We start from the raw sequence: 15,047 nt of genomic DNA, 5'->3' as shown, positions 1-15,047 counted from the left end.
GGCCTCCTCGGCGCCGGGGACGAGTTCGGCGCGTTCGTCGGCGGCGAGCACGGCGGCGTCGCCGAACGGGTTGCCGGGGTCGCGGGGGTCGCCGAGCAGCGCTTCGAGCGCGGCGACCCGGGCGTCCGGCCCGGCCGGGCGGTGGGCCCGGGCCGGGGTGATGTCCTTCAGCATGACGGTGGCTCCTCCGCGATCGGGCAGGGCAGCAGCGAGAAGAGCAGGCCCTGCCGGTACTGCGCCTCCAGCTGCTCGTGCAGCTCGTCGGACACGTCGTGGCCGCCGGGAGCGGCGGGGGCGCCGGAGGCAGCGGCGCCGAGGTGGGCGAGGACGCGGCGCAGGGCCGCGCGCAGCCACAGCCCGTCGCGCCACGGTCCGCCCGTGCGGGCCCCGGTGGCCTCGCGGGCCTCGGCGGCCTCGTGGCTGTGCAGCCACAGGCCGAGGCAGGCGGCTCCGGCCAGGCACAGGGCGTAGTGGCGGGCCCGGGTGAAGTTCGCGGGGGCCGCGTCGCCCACGGTGGGGGTGGCCCCGCGCATCTGCCGGTGCAGTTCGGCCGCCACGCCTTCCAGCCGTGCCGCGTCACGTACGGCCGGGGCGAGCGCGGGCCGGCGTTCGGCCAGGGCGGCCAGCCGGGCCGTGGAGCCGGGCAGGGTGCCGAGGACGCTGCTGCCGTAGCGGGAGACCAGGGTGAGGCGCTCGGGCGCGAAGGGCGGCGGGGTGCGGTCCAGGTCGAAGAGCGCGGCCAGCCGCGGCCGGTGGTCGCGCGGTCCGAGCCAGGCCCGGGCGAGCGACCGGAACTGGGCGATGAGGGCGTACTGGTTGACCAGGCTGTTGCCGTCGAAGATGCCCACGATCCGGTGGTCGCGGGCGATCTTCTGGTACAGGCCGTGGGCGTACTCCTCCCCCAGCACCGAGCGTGCCCCGAGCAGGGTGCCGAGCCGGTCGACGACGCCGTCCAGCAGGGCCGGGACCAGGTATTTGACGGCGGCGGACGTGACGCTGAGCTCGCTCGGCAGCAGCTGGACGCTGCGTGCCGCGACGAGGGCGAAGGCCTCGCACAGCAGGAGGTCGGCGTATGCCTCGGCCAGGGTGCGGCGGGTCAGCGGCAGATCGGCCAGGCGGCGGCCGTACAGTTCGCGGCCCCGGCCGAAGCGGACGGCGAGCCTGAGGGCCTGGTCGGCGGCGCCGAGCGAGAGGGCGGGGCACAGGGCGCGGCTGATCTGGAGGCTCTTCAGCATCAGCTCGGCGCCGCCGCCCTCGGTGCCGATCAGCGCCTCGGGTCCGACGAGGGCGTCGCGCAGGGTGATGCCGCTGATGTCGGCGCCCCGGATGCCATGGGTGCGCACCTTGGGCGTGCAGCGGTAGGCGGCGGCGGGCAGTTCGTCCTTGTCGACGAGCAGGGCGCTGAAGCCGCGCGGCCCGCCGACCGGTGAGGTGCGGGCGAGCAGGGTGATCAGACGGCCCCGGGTGCCGTTGTTGACGAGCCACTTCTCGCCGTTGATCCGGTAGCCGCGGCCGTGCGGTTCGGCGGTGAGCTCGCCGGCCATGATGTCGCTGCCGTGGGTGCGTTCGGTCAGCCCGAGGGCGACGCGGGCGCCGCCGCGTACGGCCTCGGCCAGGCGGGCGGCCGTGGTCGCGTCGCCGCCGGTCCAGACGGGCAGGGCGCCGAGGAAGGTCTTGCCGTGGGCGATCGCGGCGGTCAGATCGCGCCGGGCGACGGTGCGGACCAGCAGATGGAGGTCCGTGAAGTCCTCCAGTGCCCCGCCGTGGGCGGCCGGCACGTAGTGGCGGGCGAGTCCCCGGTCGTCGAGGGCCGCGCAGATCGCGGTGGGGAAGGTCTCGGCGCGGTCGAGACGCACGACGTTCGCGTAGGAGAAGACGGTGCGGTCGTCGTACGGGTCGCCGAGGTCCCGGTCGAACCGCTCGGCGAGCTCCCAGGCACGCGGCCGGGACGTCGTGGTGTCCGCCGCTCCGTCCATCGGGTCCCCTCCGACGCAGCTCGGTGTATGCGGCATCGAGGGTGGGCGGGGGGCCTCGAAGGCTCCTCAAGGGTTCGTCAAGTCGGTCCTTGACCGGTTCTGCAGCGGGCCGGGGCACAGTGCGCGCCCTGGAGGGCGCTGTTTTTCGGCGCAGCGCCCGTTCGTGGGGAGGAATGCCATGAACATCCCGGGCCGCGAGGCCACCGTCGCACCACCCGTCACACCCCCCTCCGTCATACCCCCCTCCGTCGTGCCCGTGAACGGCGTGTCCGTGAACGGCGTGCCGGCCGGCGGCCGGCTGCGCTGGTTCGCGCTGGCCGCCGTGCTGACCACGCACTGCATGGACCTGCTCGACGGCATGATGGTCAGCACCGTCGCCCCTGTCATGCGCACGGGGCTGCACGGCGGTTACGCCTTCCTGCAGTGGATGGCCGCCGGGTACACCCTGGCCTTCGCCGCGCTGCTGATCACCGGTGGGCGGCTGGGCGACATCGCGGGCCGCAAGCGCATGCTGCTGATCGGCACCGCGGGGTTCACCGTCGCCTCGCTGCTGGCCGGTCTGTCGGTGAGCCCGGAGATGCTCATCGCGATGCGGGTGCTCCAGGGCGCGTTCACCGCCGTGATGGTGCCGCAGGGCCTGGGCATCATGCGCGAGCTGTTCCCACCGAGGGAACTGCCCAAGGCCATCGGGCTGATGGGCCCGGTCGTGGGCACGGCCGTGATCGTCGGCCCGGTGCTGGGCGGGGCGCTGGCCACCGGCGATCTGTTCGGCCTGGGCTGGCGCGCGGTGTTCTTCGTCAATGTGCCGCTCGGCGTCCTCGCACTGGTCGCCGGCCGCCGGTTCATCCCCGGCGTCCGGCCCGCCGGCCGGCCCGGTACGCGCCGCCTGGACGGAATCGGCACGGTGCTGGCGGCCGGTGCGATGGTGCTGGTGGCCTATCCGCTGATGCAGGGGCTCGAGGCGGGCTGGCCGGCGTGGTGCTTCGCGTGCATGGCCGGCGCGCTGCCGGTCCTCGCCGTGCTGGCCGTGCACCTCAGGCGCCGGGCCCGGGCGGGCCGGGTGCCGCTGATCGAGCCGGCGCTGATGCGCAACCGGCGGTTCGTGGCCGCGCTGCTGGTGGGCGTGCTGTACTACCTGGCGCTGAGCGGCATGATGTTCGCCCTCATGGTGCAGTTGCAGACGGGGCACGGCTTCTCGGCGCTGGGCGCCGGGCTGGCCATGCTGCCGTGGACGCTCGGCTCGGCCCTGGGTTCCGCGTTCGCCGGGGCGGTGCTGGTGCGCCGGTGGGGCGGGCTGCGCACGCTGCAGACCGGGCTGGCGCTGCTGGTGGCCGGGGCCGTGGGCACGGTCCTCACGGTGGCGGGCAGCCACGCGGTGACCACCTGGCAGCTGCTGCCCCCGCTGGCGCTCCTGGGGCTGGGCATGGGCGGGGTGCTCACCCCGTACTACAACATCGCCCTCGCGGCGGTCTCCGTCCCCGAGACCGGTTCGGCCTCCGGCCTGCTGAACTCGGTGCAGCAGCTGGGCAACAGCATGGGCGTCGCCCTGCTCGGCACGGTGTTCTTCAGCCGGCTCGGCGGCGGCCGGGACGTCGACGGCGCGCTGCGGGTGGCGTTCTGGCTCGCCGCCGCCCTGCTGGCGGCCGCGTTCGTGACGGCCTTCCTCATGCGCTCCCGCCCGGCGGCGCGGGACGGCGCCCCCGCGGCCCCGGGCCCGTCCGGCGGCTGAGGAGGCGTCACCGGGGCGGCATGCTCCACCGGTCCGCGAGCGGGCCGGGGCACCGTGTCGGGGTGTGCCGCCGCCGACCGGGCGGCGGACCGCCGTGAACCGGAGGGAGCGGCACGCATGGCCGTGCGGAAGGACGGGGCACCGTTGGACATCCTGATCGTCGGCGGCGGCATCGGCGGCCTGTGCCTGGCGCAGGCGTTGCGCCGGGCGGGGCTGCCGGTCACCGTCCACGAGCGGGACGCGTCACCCGAGGGGCGGCGGCAGGGGTACCGGCTGCGGATCAGCCCCGAGGGCGAGGAGGGGCTGCGGGCCTGTCTGCCGCCGCGGCTGGTCGACCTGGTCGTGGCGACCTCGAACCGGCGCGAGGCGGCCGGGCTGATGGCCTACGACGAGCATCTGACGGAACAGTGGACGCCGAGCTTCGACGATCCGCGCGGCGACCGTCCCGACCGGATCGACGCGGTCGACCGGGTGACGCTGCGCCGGATCCTGCTGGCGGGCCTCGGCGACACGGTGCGTTTCGGCAGCACCTTCGAGCGGTACGAGCACCGGCCCGGCGGCCGGATCGCCGCGCACTTCGCGGACGGCGGCGTCGCCGAATGCGACGTGCTCGTGGCCGCCGACGGCGTGGGCTCCCGGGTCCGGGCGCAGCTGCGGCCGGACGACCGGCCGCGGGACCTGGGCGTGCGCACGGTCTTCTCCCGCATCCCGCGGGCCGCCGCCCTCGCCGCGGGGCTGCCGGAGGTGCTGCGCGACCGGTTCTCGTACGTCATCGGCACCGACGGCCATCACCTGGGCCTGATGCCGATGGTCTTCCGCACGCCGCCCGCCGGGGCCGCGGAGCGGCTGTGGCCCGGCGCGGGCCTGGTGGACGCCGAGGACTACTACATGTCGGTGTTCAATGTGCACCGGGACGACCTCGGCATGCCCGACGCGGAGTTCTTCGCCCTGTCCGGCGAGGAGTTGTGCGCGTTCGTGGTCGAGCGCACCGCCGGCTGGCACCCGGAGCTGCGGGGTGTCTTCCGGCACGCCCTGCCCGAGGAGTCGTTCGCGGTGGCGCTGCGGGCGACCCGGCCGGTCCGGCCGTGGGAGGCGGGCCCGGTCGTGCCGCTGGGCGACGCGGTGCACACCATGCCGCCGTCCGGCGGGGTGGGCGCCAACACCGCGATCCGTGACGCGGCGGCCCTGGCCCGGGCGCTGACCGACGCGGCCGGCGGGGCCCGGGACCTGGCCGGTGCGCTGGCCGGCTACCAGCGGGAGATGGTGCGGTACGCGACCGAGGGCGTGGAGATGTCGCTGCGCATCGCCCAGTGGTCCATCAAGAAGGTCGACGTGGCCTGAGACGACGGGCGCCGGCGGGCCCTTCCCCCGGAAGGGCCCGCCGGCGCTGCTCGTTCAGCGGATGGCGGGACGGCTCATGCCCGCGTCGATGGGGTAGTCGGCGCCGGCGACGCTCGGCACCCGGCCCGAGGCCAGGAGGACGACCAGGGTGGCGACCTCCTCGGGTTCGATGATGTGCCCGGTGGCCAGGCCGGTCATGCGCGGCACGGCCTCGACGAACTCCTCCGGGGTGAGCCCGGCGCTGCGAGCGGTCTCCGGGTTGGTCCACACCCGGGTCCGCACCGGTCCGGGCGAGATGGTGTTCACGCGCACGCCCTTGGGGGTGAACTCGGCGGACAGGGCCTTGCCGACGCTGGCGAGGGCGGCCTTGGCGGCCGAGTAGTGGCCGAGCCGGGGGTCGGCGAGGGTCGCGTTGACCGAGCCGATGTTGACGATCGCGCCCCGGCGTTCGACGAGGCTGGGCAGGGCCTCGCGGGTGGTGCGGACGGCGGTGAGGACGTTCAGTTCGAAGGCCTGGCGCCAGGTGTCGTCGTCGGTGTCGAGGAAGCCGGCCGCGAGCTTCACGCCGCCGCCGACGTTGTTGACGAGGATGTCGACGCCGCCGAACGCGGCGAGCGCGTGCTTGATCAGGGTGCGTGCCCCGTCCTCGTCGGTCAGGTCCACCGTGAGGGTGTGCGCGGTGGCCTCGCGCAGTTCGGGGCTCACGGTGCGGGAGCCCCCGAGGACGTCCGCGCCGGCGGCGGCGAGGGCCCGTACGCAGGCCAGTCCGATGCCGCTGCCGGCTCCGGTGACGACGGCCTTCTTGCCGGTCAGGTCGAATCGCATGGGCGCTCCTGCGGTGTGGGGTCGGGGGTCTCGGCGGGGCGGCGGTGCTCGGCGAGGAAGCGGCCGGTGGGCCCGTCGCCGGGCAGCAGCGCGACGTCGGCGATGAACCGGGCGGCGTCCTCGGGCGGTTGCGGCATGGCCGGCATCATGCGGGTGCGCACGCGCCCCGGGTTGACGGCGTTGACGCGCACGCCCGTGCCCTCGGTCAGGGCGGCCAGCATCGTGGTCAGGCCGTTGAGGGCGCTCTTGGACAGCGAGTAGCCGGGGGCGCCGGCGAAGAGCCGGCCGCCGAACTCGGCGGTGGTGCCGCTGGAGACGACGAGCACATGGCCGCGCCTGCGCCGCACCATGGGCGGGAGGAAGTGCTGGATCACGCGCCAGGTGCCCAGGAGGTTGACGCGCAGGGTCTCCTCGACGAGGTCCAGGGGCACGGAGAGCGGGTCGGTGCCCGCGTCGAGGAGCACGCCGGCGTTGCAGACCAGGATGTCGAGGGGGCCGGCCGCCTGGGCGGCGCGTTTGACGCTGTCCTCGTCGGTGGTGTCGAGGGCGTGCCAGCGCGTGCCGGGCCCGATGTCGCCGGCGGCGGCGCGGGCGTCCTCGGCGGTGCGGGCGGTCAGCAGCACGTGCAGGCCCCGGTGGTGCAGTTCGGCGGCGAGGGCCCGGCCGATGCCCCGGTTGGCGCCGGTGATCAGTGCGGTGCGGCCGTCGGTCCGGTCGGTCATGGCGTCGGATCCCCCTTCACCGGAAGCGCATGTGCAGGTGCTTGACGCTGTTCATGAAGTTGGTCTCCGGGCGTTCCGGCGGGGCGGTGATCTCCAGCCGGGGCAGCAGGTCGACGGCGGCCTCCAGGAACTGGCGGAGCTCCATCACGGCGAGGCCGTTGCCGATGCAGACGTGCGGGCCCCCGCCGCCGAAGCTGAGGTGCGGGTTGGGCGTGCGGGCGACGTCGAAGCGGTCGGGGTCGGCGAAGACCTCCTCGTCCCGGTTGGCGGAGCTGTACCACAGCACCACGCGCTCGCCCTCGGCGACGGGTTGTCCGGCGACGACGGTGTCGGTGGTGGCGCGGCGGGCGAAGTGCGTCACCGGCGTGACCCAGCGGAGCACTTCGCCCGCCGCCGACGGCATCAGGCCGCGGTCGGCCCGCAGCCGGGCGAGCTGGTCGGGGAACTCCAGCAGGGCGAGGACGGCGCCGGTGACGGAGCAGTAGGTGGTCTCGCTGCCGGCGGTGATCAGGGTGGAGGCGAACAGGCCGACCTCCTCCGGGGTGAGCCGGTCGGGCAGTCCGAGCCGGTCGGCGCCCTTGAGACGGGCGCCGAGCAGCAGGGAGAAGCAGTCGTCGGCGGGGTGGCTCGCGCGGTGCCGGGCGAAGTCCAGCAGATACTCGTGGATCTTCAGGAAGACGTCCTGGCCGGCGGTGCCGTCGCCGTCGTACTCCTCGTCGCCGAGGTTGACTGTGCCGCGCGCCCAGCCGAGCAGCGTGCCGCGGTCCTCGTGCGGGATGTCGAGGAGTTCCAGGAGGACGGCGAACGGCAGCCGCAGGGCGATGTCCTCGGCGAGGTCGAAGGCGCCCTTCTCGCGGGCCTCGTCGAGCAGCGCGTCGACGATGCGCCGGATCGGCGCCTCCAGGGCGGCCAGCCGGGCGGGGGCGAACGCCTTGAAGGTGAGCTTGCGGACGCGGGTGTGCTCGGGGCTGTCGAGGAAGGTGATGATGGGCGGGCTGGGGTCCACCTTCCGGATCGAGGTCATGGTCGTCGGGCCGGAGGCGAAGGTCTTCGCATCCCGGGAGACGGCGGCCACGTCCCGGTGGCGGACGAGGTGCAGCAGGCTCTCGCCGTCGGTGTCCCTGCCCCGGACCGCTCCGCCGGCGGCCCGCAGGCGGCGGAAGTGGGCATGGGGAATCCCGTCGGCGAAGGCCCCGGGGTCCATGAGGTCGAGGTCCTGGAGGGTCATCGCGCGTTCTTTCCCGCCGGCCGCGCGGGCGCGGCGGCGCAGCAGTCGGCGAAGGCGAGTTCGTGGCGGACGCCGCGGGCGAAGTGGTCGGTGATCAGCTCGCGCAGCCGCGGCGGCGCCTGGTCGGCGGCGCGGTCGGTCATGGCGAGGAAGGCGTCGACCACGTGCCGGTAGGACGCGCCGGGGTGGTAGGCGGTGATCCAGGGCAGATAGCGGCTGTCCGGCGCGGCGTGGTCCCGCAGGTGGTCGGAGACCTCGGCGTTGAACCACACCATGGGCAGCAGCGCGCCCAGTCCGGCGTGGAAGGAGTGTGCCGAGGAGTCCGCGAAGTGGGCGGCGTGTGCCGTCACGGCGGGTTCGGCGGGCGCGCTGTCGTCCAGGGCGGGCAGGCCGAGTTCGCCGGTGAGGGTGGTGTAGGCGGCGCGGAGTCCGTCGCGTGCCTCCAGGGTGCCGGCGACGGACTGCGCGAGGAGGCGCACGTCCGCGTCGTCGGGGGCCGAGGCCGCGCACCGGGCCAGGGCGCGGGCGTAGGCGGGCAGCAGAAAGGCGGTGTCCTGCCGGACGAAGCGGGCCAGCGCCCAGGGGGGCAGGGTGCCGTCCCGCAGTCCGGTCCAGAACGGATGGTCCAGCACGGTGCGCAGCACCGGGGCGCAGATCTCCGCGAGTTCTCGGCGCAGCATCGGGCTCCCTCCCGCCGGTCCGTCCTCGGTGGACGGGGTCGGTGGGGACGGTACGGAGGCGTGCTCGAAGGCGCCTGGTGCGGGCCTCGATCAGGGCCGCTCCGCCGGGCCCTGGCGGGCCCGGGTTCAGTCGTCCAGGGCCGTTCCGGGGCCGGCGAGAGCCGTCAGCTCCTCCCAGGACCAGCTGAGCCGGCCGGCCCGCAGGTCCTCGACGACCGAGGTGAGCCAGCGCAGCTGAGCGGCCGTCATGGCGCGCTGGTACTCGGTCTCCAGCAGCACCACCCGGCTGAGGCCGTCGTCGCCCTCGGCGGCCAGGGCCTCCTCCAGTCCCTCCAGGGACGCGGCGACGGCCTCGGCGCGCTGTTCCAGGACGGTCAGCGCCTCCTCCGGGGTGAGCATCATGGCGAAGGACAGGGCCACGGGGAACTGCGGGAACTCCTGCTTGGGCGTGCCGAGCGAGTCCAGCAGCCACTCGCGGGCGACCCGGCGGCCGGCGTCGGTGACCTTGTAGAGGGTGCGCTCGGCGTACTGCTGGTCGCGGCCGACCTCGTGGACCTCGACGAGACCGGCGGCCAGCAGGCGCTCGATGGTCCGGTAGATGCCCGCGCGCTGGTTGACGTTGACGACCTGGTCCTTGCCCCACTCCTTGATCAGCCGCTGCACGCCGTACGGGTGCAGGGGCCGGTAGTGCAGGAGGGACAGGACGGTCAGGGCGAGCGGGGAGTTGCGCGGGGTGGCGTCGGTCATGGTCCGCATCCTACGACCCGTGCGTCACACCGGCACTAGTTCCTCCATCACTAGTTGACATGCAACTAGTCTCAGTGCGACGCTCTGAGAGTCAGCACACGGAGCACGAACGGACCGAAGAGGGGCCGAACGAGATGACCGTCACCACCGAACGCGTCCTCGCCGACCACACCACGACGAAGCACCTGGGCAGTTGGACCAGCGCCGGCAGCTTCGACGTGCGCGGGCGCCATGCGAGCGTCGTCCTGGATCTGCGCGCGCCGGACGTCCCCGACGACGTCCGGATCCACCTCGATCTCCAGCGCACGACTGTCAAGCTGCTGCTCGGCGACGGCGACACGGTCGACCACTGGGACGTGACCTGGCCCGCCAAGGGCCGGCTCAAGGACGCGCAGGGCGCCACCGGCAAGCCCGGGCGGCGCGTCCATCTGTACGGCACCGCCGTGGACAGCGAGATCCGCGTGCACCGCGGCGGTGTGGCGATCGTCTCGGCGATGCTCTCGCGGGAGTACCTGGATGACGCGCTGGCCGCCCGCCGGGAGGGCCGGCACACCACCGTCGACGACCCCTCGCGGGCCCACGGCCCGGCGCACTGAGGCCGCACGCCGGGAGGCGGCCGGCGGTTACCAGGTGACGGGCAGCGCGTGCACCCCGTAGAACACCTTGTCCTCGCCGGCCGTGGGCACCTCCTCCGGCGGGACCGCCAGGCGCAGTTCCGGCAGCCGCCGGAGCAGGGCGCGGAAGGCCAGCTTCATCTCGATCCGGGCCAGCTGGGCGCCCAGGCACTGGTGGACCCCGTGGCCGAACGCCAGGTGGGGTGCCTCCTCGCGGCGCAGGTCCAGCCGGTCGGGCTCGGTGTACCGGTGCGGGTCGCGGTTGGCCGCGGCGAGCGACAGGACGATCGTCTCCCCCGCCCGGACCGTCCGCCCGGCGATCTCCAGGTCCTCGCGGGCCGTGCGGGTCAGCCCGAACTGCACGATCGTCAGGTAGCGCAGGAGTTCCTCGACGGCGGTGTCGAGCAGTTCCTCGCCGCCCGCCCGGAGGGCTGCGGCCTGCGCGGGGTCGCTCAGCAGGGCGAAGGCGCCGAGCCCGAGCATGTTCGCGGTCGTCTCCAGACCGGCGATGAGCAGCAGGGCCCCGATGCCGACGACCTCCTCGTCCGTCAGCGGGGTGTCGCCGTGCAGCAGGTCGCTGAGGATGTCGTCGCCGGGCCGCGCGCGACGGTCCCGGACGAGCTCGCCGAGCCCGCCGTAGAGGCCCTCGCTCGCCTCCCGCAGCTCTTCCGGGGTGGCGCCCAGCGAGAGCATCGTCAGGATGCGGCGCTGGTAGTCCGGGCGCTGCTCCTCCGGGATACCGAGCATCCCGGTGATCACCCGGGTGGGGACCGGCTGGGCGAAGCCCGTGACGAGGTCGGCCGGCGGCCCCTGTCCGATCATCGCGGTCAGCTGCTCGTCGATGATCCGCTCCAGCTCGGGGGTGATCTCCCGGCACCGCTTGCGGGTGAAGTAGCGGCTGACCAGCCGCCGGTAGCGGCTCTGCCGGGGCGGGTCCAAGGCGGAGAACACCCCGGGCGGCACGGCCAGTTCCTCCTCGGGCAGGGGGAGGTCGGCGGCCGGGGTCACCTGGATCAGCGGCGGGCTGGTGCGGGGGTCGGCCAGTGCGGCCCGCACGTCCTCGTAGCGCGTGACCAGCCAGCCGACGCGGCCGCCGGGCAGCCGCAGCCGGCTCATCGGCCGTTCGGCGCGCAGCCGCGCGTACTCCTCGGGCGGGTCGAAGGGGCAGCCCCGGCGCGACGGCAGGGTCATCGGGTCGGGCAGGGCCAACGGGTCGGGCAGCGGCATGGGGAACGGCATCGTCATGGGCGCACCACTCTCGCGTCAGGGGGTGTCACACCGGCCGGTACTCCAGCAGGGCGACATCGCCGGGCACCGGGTCGTTGGCGGGCGCGAAGCCGGCGGCGGCCGTGACGCGGTTCCACTCCTCGCGGCCGCGCTCGCGGCCGCCGAGCACGGCGAGGGACTCGACGTCGATGAGCTTGCCGATGTCCCACTCCCCCGGCCCGCGCAGCAGGTTCTCCACGATGAGCAGCCGGGCGTCCGTGTCACCGACGGCCTCGCGGATGCTGCGCAGGATCAGCACGGCCTTGTCGTCGTCCCAGTTGTGCAGCGTGTTCTTGATGAAGTAGGCGTCGCAGCCGGCCGGTACGCCGGCGAAGAAGTCGGTCGGGACGATCGTGACCCGGTCGGTCAGACCGGCCTCGTCGAAGAGCTCCTTGGCCTCGGCGACGGTGTGCTCCTGGTCGGCCAGCACCCCGGTGGTGCCGGGGTGGCGGCGCAGTACCTCGGCCAGGAAGTGGCCGCGCCCCCCGCCGACGTCCGCGATGCGGCGGAACCGGCCGAAGTCGAACTCGTCGAAGATCCGGTCCATGCCGGGGTAGCGGTTCTGCAGCATGGCCCGGTCCAGCACCGCCGCCTTGTCCGGGTGCGCCTTGGTGTAGGCGTAGAAGGGCGCCCCGAAGGCGTGGACGAACGCCGGCTCACCGGTGCGCAGGGTGTGCGCGAGGTTCTCGTACGGCCGCCACAGCATGGGATCGGTGGCGAAGAGGAACATGTCGCGGATGCCGCCCTCCGCGCCGGAGACCAGGCCCTCGGAACGCGGGGTCAGCGCGTACCGGCCGTCCGCGCGCTCCTCGAGCACCCCGGCGGCGGCGACCGCCCGCAGCACACGGCGCAGGGCGTCCGCATCGGTGCCCGTCGCCGCGCCGAGCTCCGCCGCCGTGCGGGGGCCGTCGGCCAGCGCGTCGGGCACGCCCACCTCGACGACGGCCCGCAGCGCCCCGACGGCCCACTTGGCGTAGACGAATCCGAGCACCTGCTGACGCGGCGGCAGGCCGGGGTCGAACCAGCCCGCCATGCCGGCGGCCTCGGGAGTACGGTCCTGCGCGGTCATTCGACGTCCACCTCTCGTCCGGCGCTGCGGGCGGGCACAGCGTCACCGCGGGCGCTCGAGACGAGGTGGGGCGGCGGTCGAGGAGACCGCTTCCACCGGGTGTCGAGGAGGGCTCGAAGGGACGGCCCCACCCTGCCCGGGTCACCACAATCGACGGAGGGAGACGCCGATGTGCGGCATCGCCGGCTGGGTGGACTTCGGACAGGACCTCTCGGGCGAACGGCCGGTGGTGCGGCGGATGACCGAGACCCTCGCCGGCCGGGGCGTCGACGGCCAGGGCCTGTGGCTGCGCGGTCATGCCGCGCTGGGGCACACCCGGACCGCCATCATCGACCTGACCGACGGCGCGCAGCCGCTCGCCGTTGAGGAGGACGGCCGCACCGTGGCCGTGATCGTCCACAGCGGCGAGATCTACAACTTCAAGCAGCTGCGCACCGAACTGCGGGCGCGCGGCCGCCGGTTCCGTACCCGCAGCGACACCGAGGTGGCGCTCCAGGCCTATCTGGAGTGGGGGCCCTCCTTCGCCGAACGGCTGGAGGGCATCTTCGCGTTCGCCATCTGGGACGTGCGCCGCGAGGAACTGGTGCTGGTGCGCGACCGGCTGGGTGTCAAGCCGCTGTTCTACAGCCGGCTGCCCGAGGGCGTGCTGTTCGGTTCCGAGCCGAAGGCGCTGCTGGCCCATCCGGCGGTCCGGCCGGTCGTCGACGGCGAGGGGCTGCGCGAGCTGTTCTCCGTCGCCAAACAGCCCGGCAAGGCGGTCTTCCGCGACATGAGCGAGCTGCTGCCCGGCCACACGCTCACCGTCGGCCGCGACGGCGTGCGGCTGCGCCCGTACTGGACGCTGACGGCCCGCCCGCACACCGACGACCTGCGCGACACGATCGGGACCGTGCGCTCGCTGCTGCACGACATCGTGCTGCGCGAACTGGTGGCCGACGTCCCGCTGTGCACCGCGCTCTCCGGCGGCCTGGACTCCAGCACGATCACCGCGATCGCGGCCGGCTGGCGGTGGAAGCTGGACGGCGAGCGGATGCGGACCTTCGTGACCACCTTCGACGACTACGTCGAGAACTTCCGCCAGGACGACGTGCGGCTCTCGCCGGACGAGCCCTACGCGGTGGAGGTCTCCCGGCACCTGTCGTCCGACCACGTCAACATCCGGCTGAGCCCCGAGGACCTGATGGACGCCCGGACCCGGCGGAACGTGGTGCTGGCGCAGGACGGCCCGTCCACGCTGGGCGACATGGACACCTCCAACTACCTGACCGCCCGCGAGATCAAGAAGCACTCCACGGTGGCGCTGGTGGGCGAGGTGGCCGACGAGATCTTCGGCGGCTACAACTGGATGTTCAAGCCCGAGTGCCTGGACGCCGGAACGTTCCCCTGGGTGGTCAACGAGGGGCTGCACCCGAGCAACCGGGGCGGCCAGGGCCGGGATCTGTTCGGCCCGGGCTTCCTGGACAAGCTGGACATGGCCGGCCACTACGCCGACACCTACCGCGAGGCCGCGGCCCAGGTCCCGCACCTGGACGGGGAGAGCCCCGAGGAGAGCCGGATGCGCACCGTCGGCCACCTCACGCTGACCCGGTGGCTGCCCATGCTCCTCGACCGCGGCGACCGGCTCTCCATGGCCCACGGCCTGGAGCTGCGGGTGCCCTACGCCGACCACCGGCTCGTCGAGTACCTGTACAACACCCCGTGGGCCATGAAGACCTTCGACGGCCGGGAGAAGTCGCTCCTGCGGGCCGTCGCCCGTGACCTGCTGCCGTCCTCCGTGCTGGAGCGCAGGAAGAGCCCCTGGCCGGTCACCCAGGACCCCGCCTACACCCGGATGCTGCACACCGAGCTGGCCGCGCTCGTCGCCGACGACAGCGCGCCCGTCCTGCCGTACCTGGACCTCGACCGGGTGCGGCGCACCCTGCGCGAGCCGGGCGACGCGCACGACTGGCCGAGCCGGATGCACCTGGAGATGGCGCTGCAGTTCAACACATGGCTGACCCACTACGACGTCGAACTGGCGATCTGAACGGAGCCCGATGGACACTCCGATGGAATCCCCCGCGCACGAACACGGGACGACGACCGGCGACCCGGCGCCGGACCAGCCGCTGGACCCCCGGATCGCGCACGCGCAGGAGGTGTACACCCGGGGCAAGCTCGCGATCTACGACTCGTGGGTGCTCGGGCTGTTCTGCTCGGCCGTGTGGCGCTGCCCCGCCCATGTGATGCGCCGCCTCTACGACACCGAGGCCGGGCGGCGCCATCTGGACATCGGCCCGGGCACCGGTTACTTCGTGGACCGCTGCCGCTTCCCGGTCCCGGACCCCGAGATCACGCTGCTGGACCTGAACGAGGAGTGCCTGCGGATGTCCGCCCGCCGGCTGGCCCGCTACCGGCCGCGGACCTGCCGGGCGAATCTGCTGGAGCCGTTGCCGCTGCCGTCCCGGCACTTCGACTCGGCCGCCATGAACCTGGTGTTCCACACCATCCCGGGCGGCTGGGAGGGGAAGGGCGTCATCCTGGGGCACGTGGCCGAGACGCTGCGGCCCGGGGGCGTGCTGTTCGGCACGACGGTGCTGGCCGAGGGCGTGCCCATGAACCGGTTCACGCACAAGCTGCTGCTGGAGCAGCACCGGCGCGGCAACTTCCAGAACCAGGGCGACGACCCGCACGGCCTGGAGCGCCAGCTGGCACGGTACTTCCCGGAGTACACGGTGCGCATCCGCGGCGCGGTCGCGCTGTTCAAGGCCACCGCCGGCTGAACGGCCGCGTACGAAGGCGCCGGTCCCGTCGCGGGACCGGCGCCTTCGCCGTGCGGGACGCGCGCGGTCAGGAGGCCGTGCCGAGCAC

The 15,047-nt window shown here is 73.9% G+C and carries 13 protein-coding genes; 5 read left to right on the top strand and 8 right to left on the bottom strand.

Annotated features, from left to right (window positions below; all coding sequences use genetic code 11):
* Positions 1-167 precede the first annotated feature (167 nt).
* Positions 168-1,976, bottom strand: coding sequence for an acyl-CoA dehydrogenase (locus tag AB0K09_RS18965; RefSeq protein ID WP_366066523.1), 1,809 nt, complete (start codon positions 1,974-1,976; stop codon positions 168-170).
* A gap of 178 nt (positions 1,977-2,154) precedes the next feature.
* Between AB0K09_RS18965 and AB0K09_RS18960 the strand changes: the two genes are divergently transcribed.
* The gene (locus AB0K09_RS18960; RefSeq protein WP_366066522.1) at positions 2,155-3,705 is read left to right on the top strand and encodes an MFS transporter; all 1,551 of its coding nucleotides are present in this window, start codon (positions 2,155-2,157) and stop codon (positions 3,703-3,705) included.
* 117 nt (positions 3,706-3,822) lie between these two features.
* Positions 3,823-5,046, top strand: coding sequence for an FAD-dependent monooxygenase (locus AB0K09_RS18955; protein ID WP_366066521.1), 1,224 nt, complete (start codon positions 3,823-3,825; stop codon positions 5,044-5,046).
* Positions 5,047-5,100: 54 nt separating this feature from the next.
* Here AB0K09_RS18955 and AB0K09_RS18950 read toward each other — a convergent pair whose 3' ends face one another.
* The 5 genes from AB0K09_RS18950 to AB0K09_RS18930 form a co-directional block, all read right to left on the bottom strand.
* Positions 5,101-5,871: an SDR family oxidoreductase gene (locus AB0K09_RS18950; protein ID WP_366066520.1), complete on the bottom strand. Its 771-nt coding sequence runs from the start codon at positions 5,869-5,871 to the stop codon at positions 5,101-5,103.
* Positions 5,856-6,593 carry an SDR family NAD(P)-dependent oxidoreductase gene (locus AB0K09_RS18945; RefSeq protein ID WP_366066519.1) on the bottom strand — a complete coding sequence of 246 codons (738 nt, stop codon included), beginning with the start codon at positions 6,591-6,593 and terminating at the stop codon, positions 5,856-5,858. The genes AB0K09_RS18950 and AB0K09_RS18945 overlap by 16 nt, the downstream gene beginning before the upstream one ends.
* A gap of 16 nt (positions 6,594-6,609) precedes the next feature.
* Entirely contained in the window at positions 6,610-7,821 is a 1,212-nt protein-coding gene (locus AB0K09_RS18940; protein ID WP_366066518.1) for a cytochrome P450, read from the bottom strand.
* Positions 7,818-8,501, bottom strand: a complete 684-nt coding sequence (locus AB0K09_RS18935) for a TenA family transcriptional regulator (protein ID WP_366066517.1) — start codon at positions 8,499-8,501, stop codon at positions 7,818-7,820. Before AB0K09_RS18935 ends, AB0K09_RS18940 begins: the two co-directional genes overlap by 4 nt.
* Before the next feature lie 126 nt (positions 8,502-8,627).
* Positions 8,628-9,248 carry a PadR family transcriptional regulator gene (locus AB0K09_RS18930; RefSeq protein WP_366066516.1) on the bottom strand — a complete coding sequence of 207 codons (621 nt, stop codon included), beginning with the start codon at positions 9,246-9,248 and terminating at the stop codon, positions 8,628-8,630.
* 134 nt (positions 9,249-9,382) lie between these two features.
* On the opposite strand from AB0K09_RS18930, the gene AB0K09_RS18925 reads away from it, so the two are divergent.
* Complete coding sequence (locus AB0K09_RS18925) at positions 9,383-9,844, top strand: hypothetical protein (RefSeq protein WP_366066515.1); 462 nt, start codon at positions 9,383-9,385, stop codon at positions 9,842-9,844.
* A gap of 27 nt (positions 9,845-9,871) precedes the next feature.
* On the opposite strand, the gene AB0K09_RS18920 is transcribed toward AB0K09_RS18925, so the two are convergent.
* Complete coding sequence (locus AB0K09_RS18920; protein WP_366066514.1) at positions 9,872-11,107, bottom strand: cytochrome P450; 1,236 nt, start codon at positions 11,105-11,107, stop codon at positions 9,872-9,874.
* 28 nt (positions 11,108-11,135) lie between these two features.
* Positions 11,136-12,197: an ArsR family transcriptional regulator gene (locus AB0K09_RS18915; RefSeq protein ID WP_366066513.1), complete on the bottom strand. Its 1,062-nt coding sequence runs from the start codon at positions 12,195-12,197 to the stop codon at positions 11,136-11,138.
* Between the two features lie 169 nt (positions 12,198-12,366).
* Between AB0K09_RS18915 and asnB the strand changes: the two genes are divergently transcribed.
* Together asnB and AB0K09_RS18905 are read left to right on the top strand one after the other, a co-directional pair.
* Positions 12,367-14,223, top strand: coding sequence for an asparagine synthase (glutamine-hydrolyzing) (gene asnB / locus AB0K09_RS18910; RefSeq protein WP_366066512.1), 1,857 nt, complete (start codon positions 12,367-12,369; stop codon positions 14,221-14,223).
* A 10-nt stretch (positions 14,224-14,233) separates the two neighbouring features.
* Complete coding sequence (locus AB0K09_RS18905; RefSeq protein ID WP_366066511.1) at positions 14,234-14,959, top strand: class I SAM-dependent methyltransferase; 726 nt, start codon at positions 14,234-14,236, stop codon at positions 14,957-14,959.
* Positions 14,960-15,047: the final 88 nt, after the last annotated feature.

The organism is Streptomyces sp. NPDC049577, from assembly GCF_040675635.1.
GTDB lineage: Bacteria > Actinomycetota > Actinomycetes > Streptomycetales > Streptomycetaceae > Streptomyces.
The sequence above is the reverse complement of the archived record's forward strand: the minus strand, read 5'-3'. Positions and strand labels throughout refer to the sequence as shown.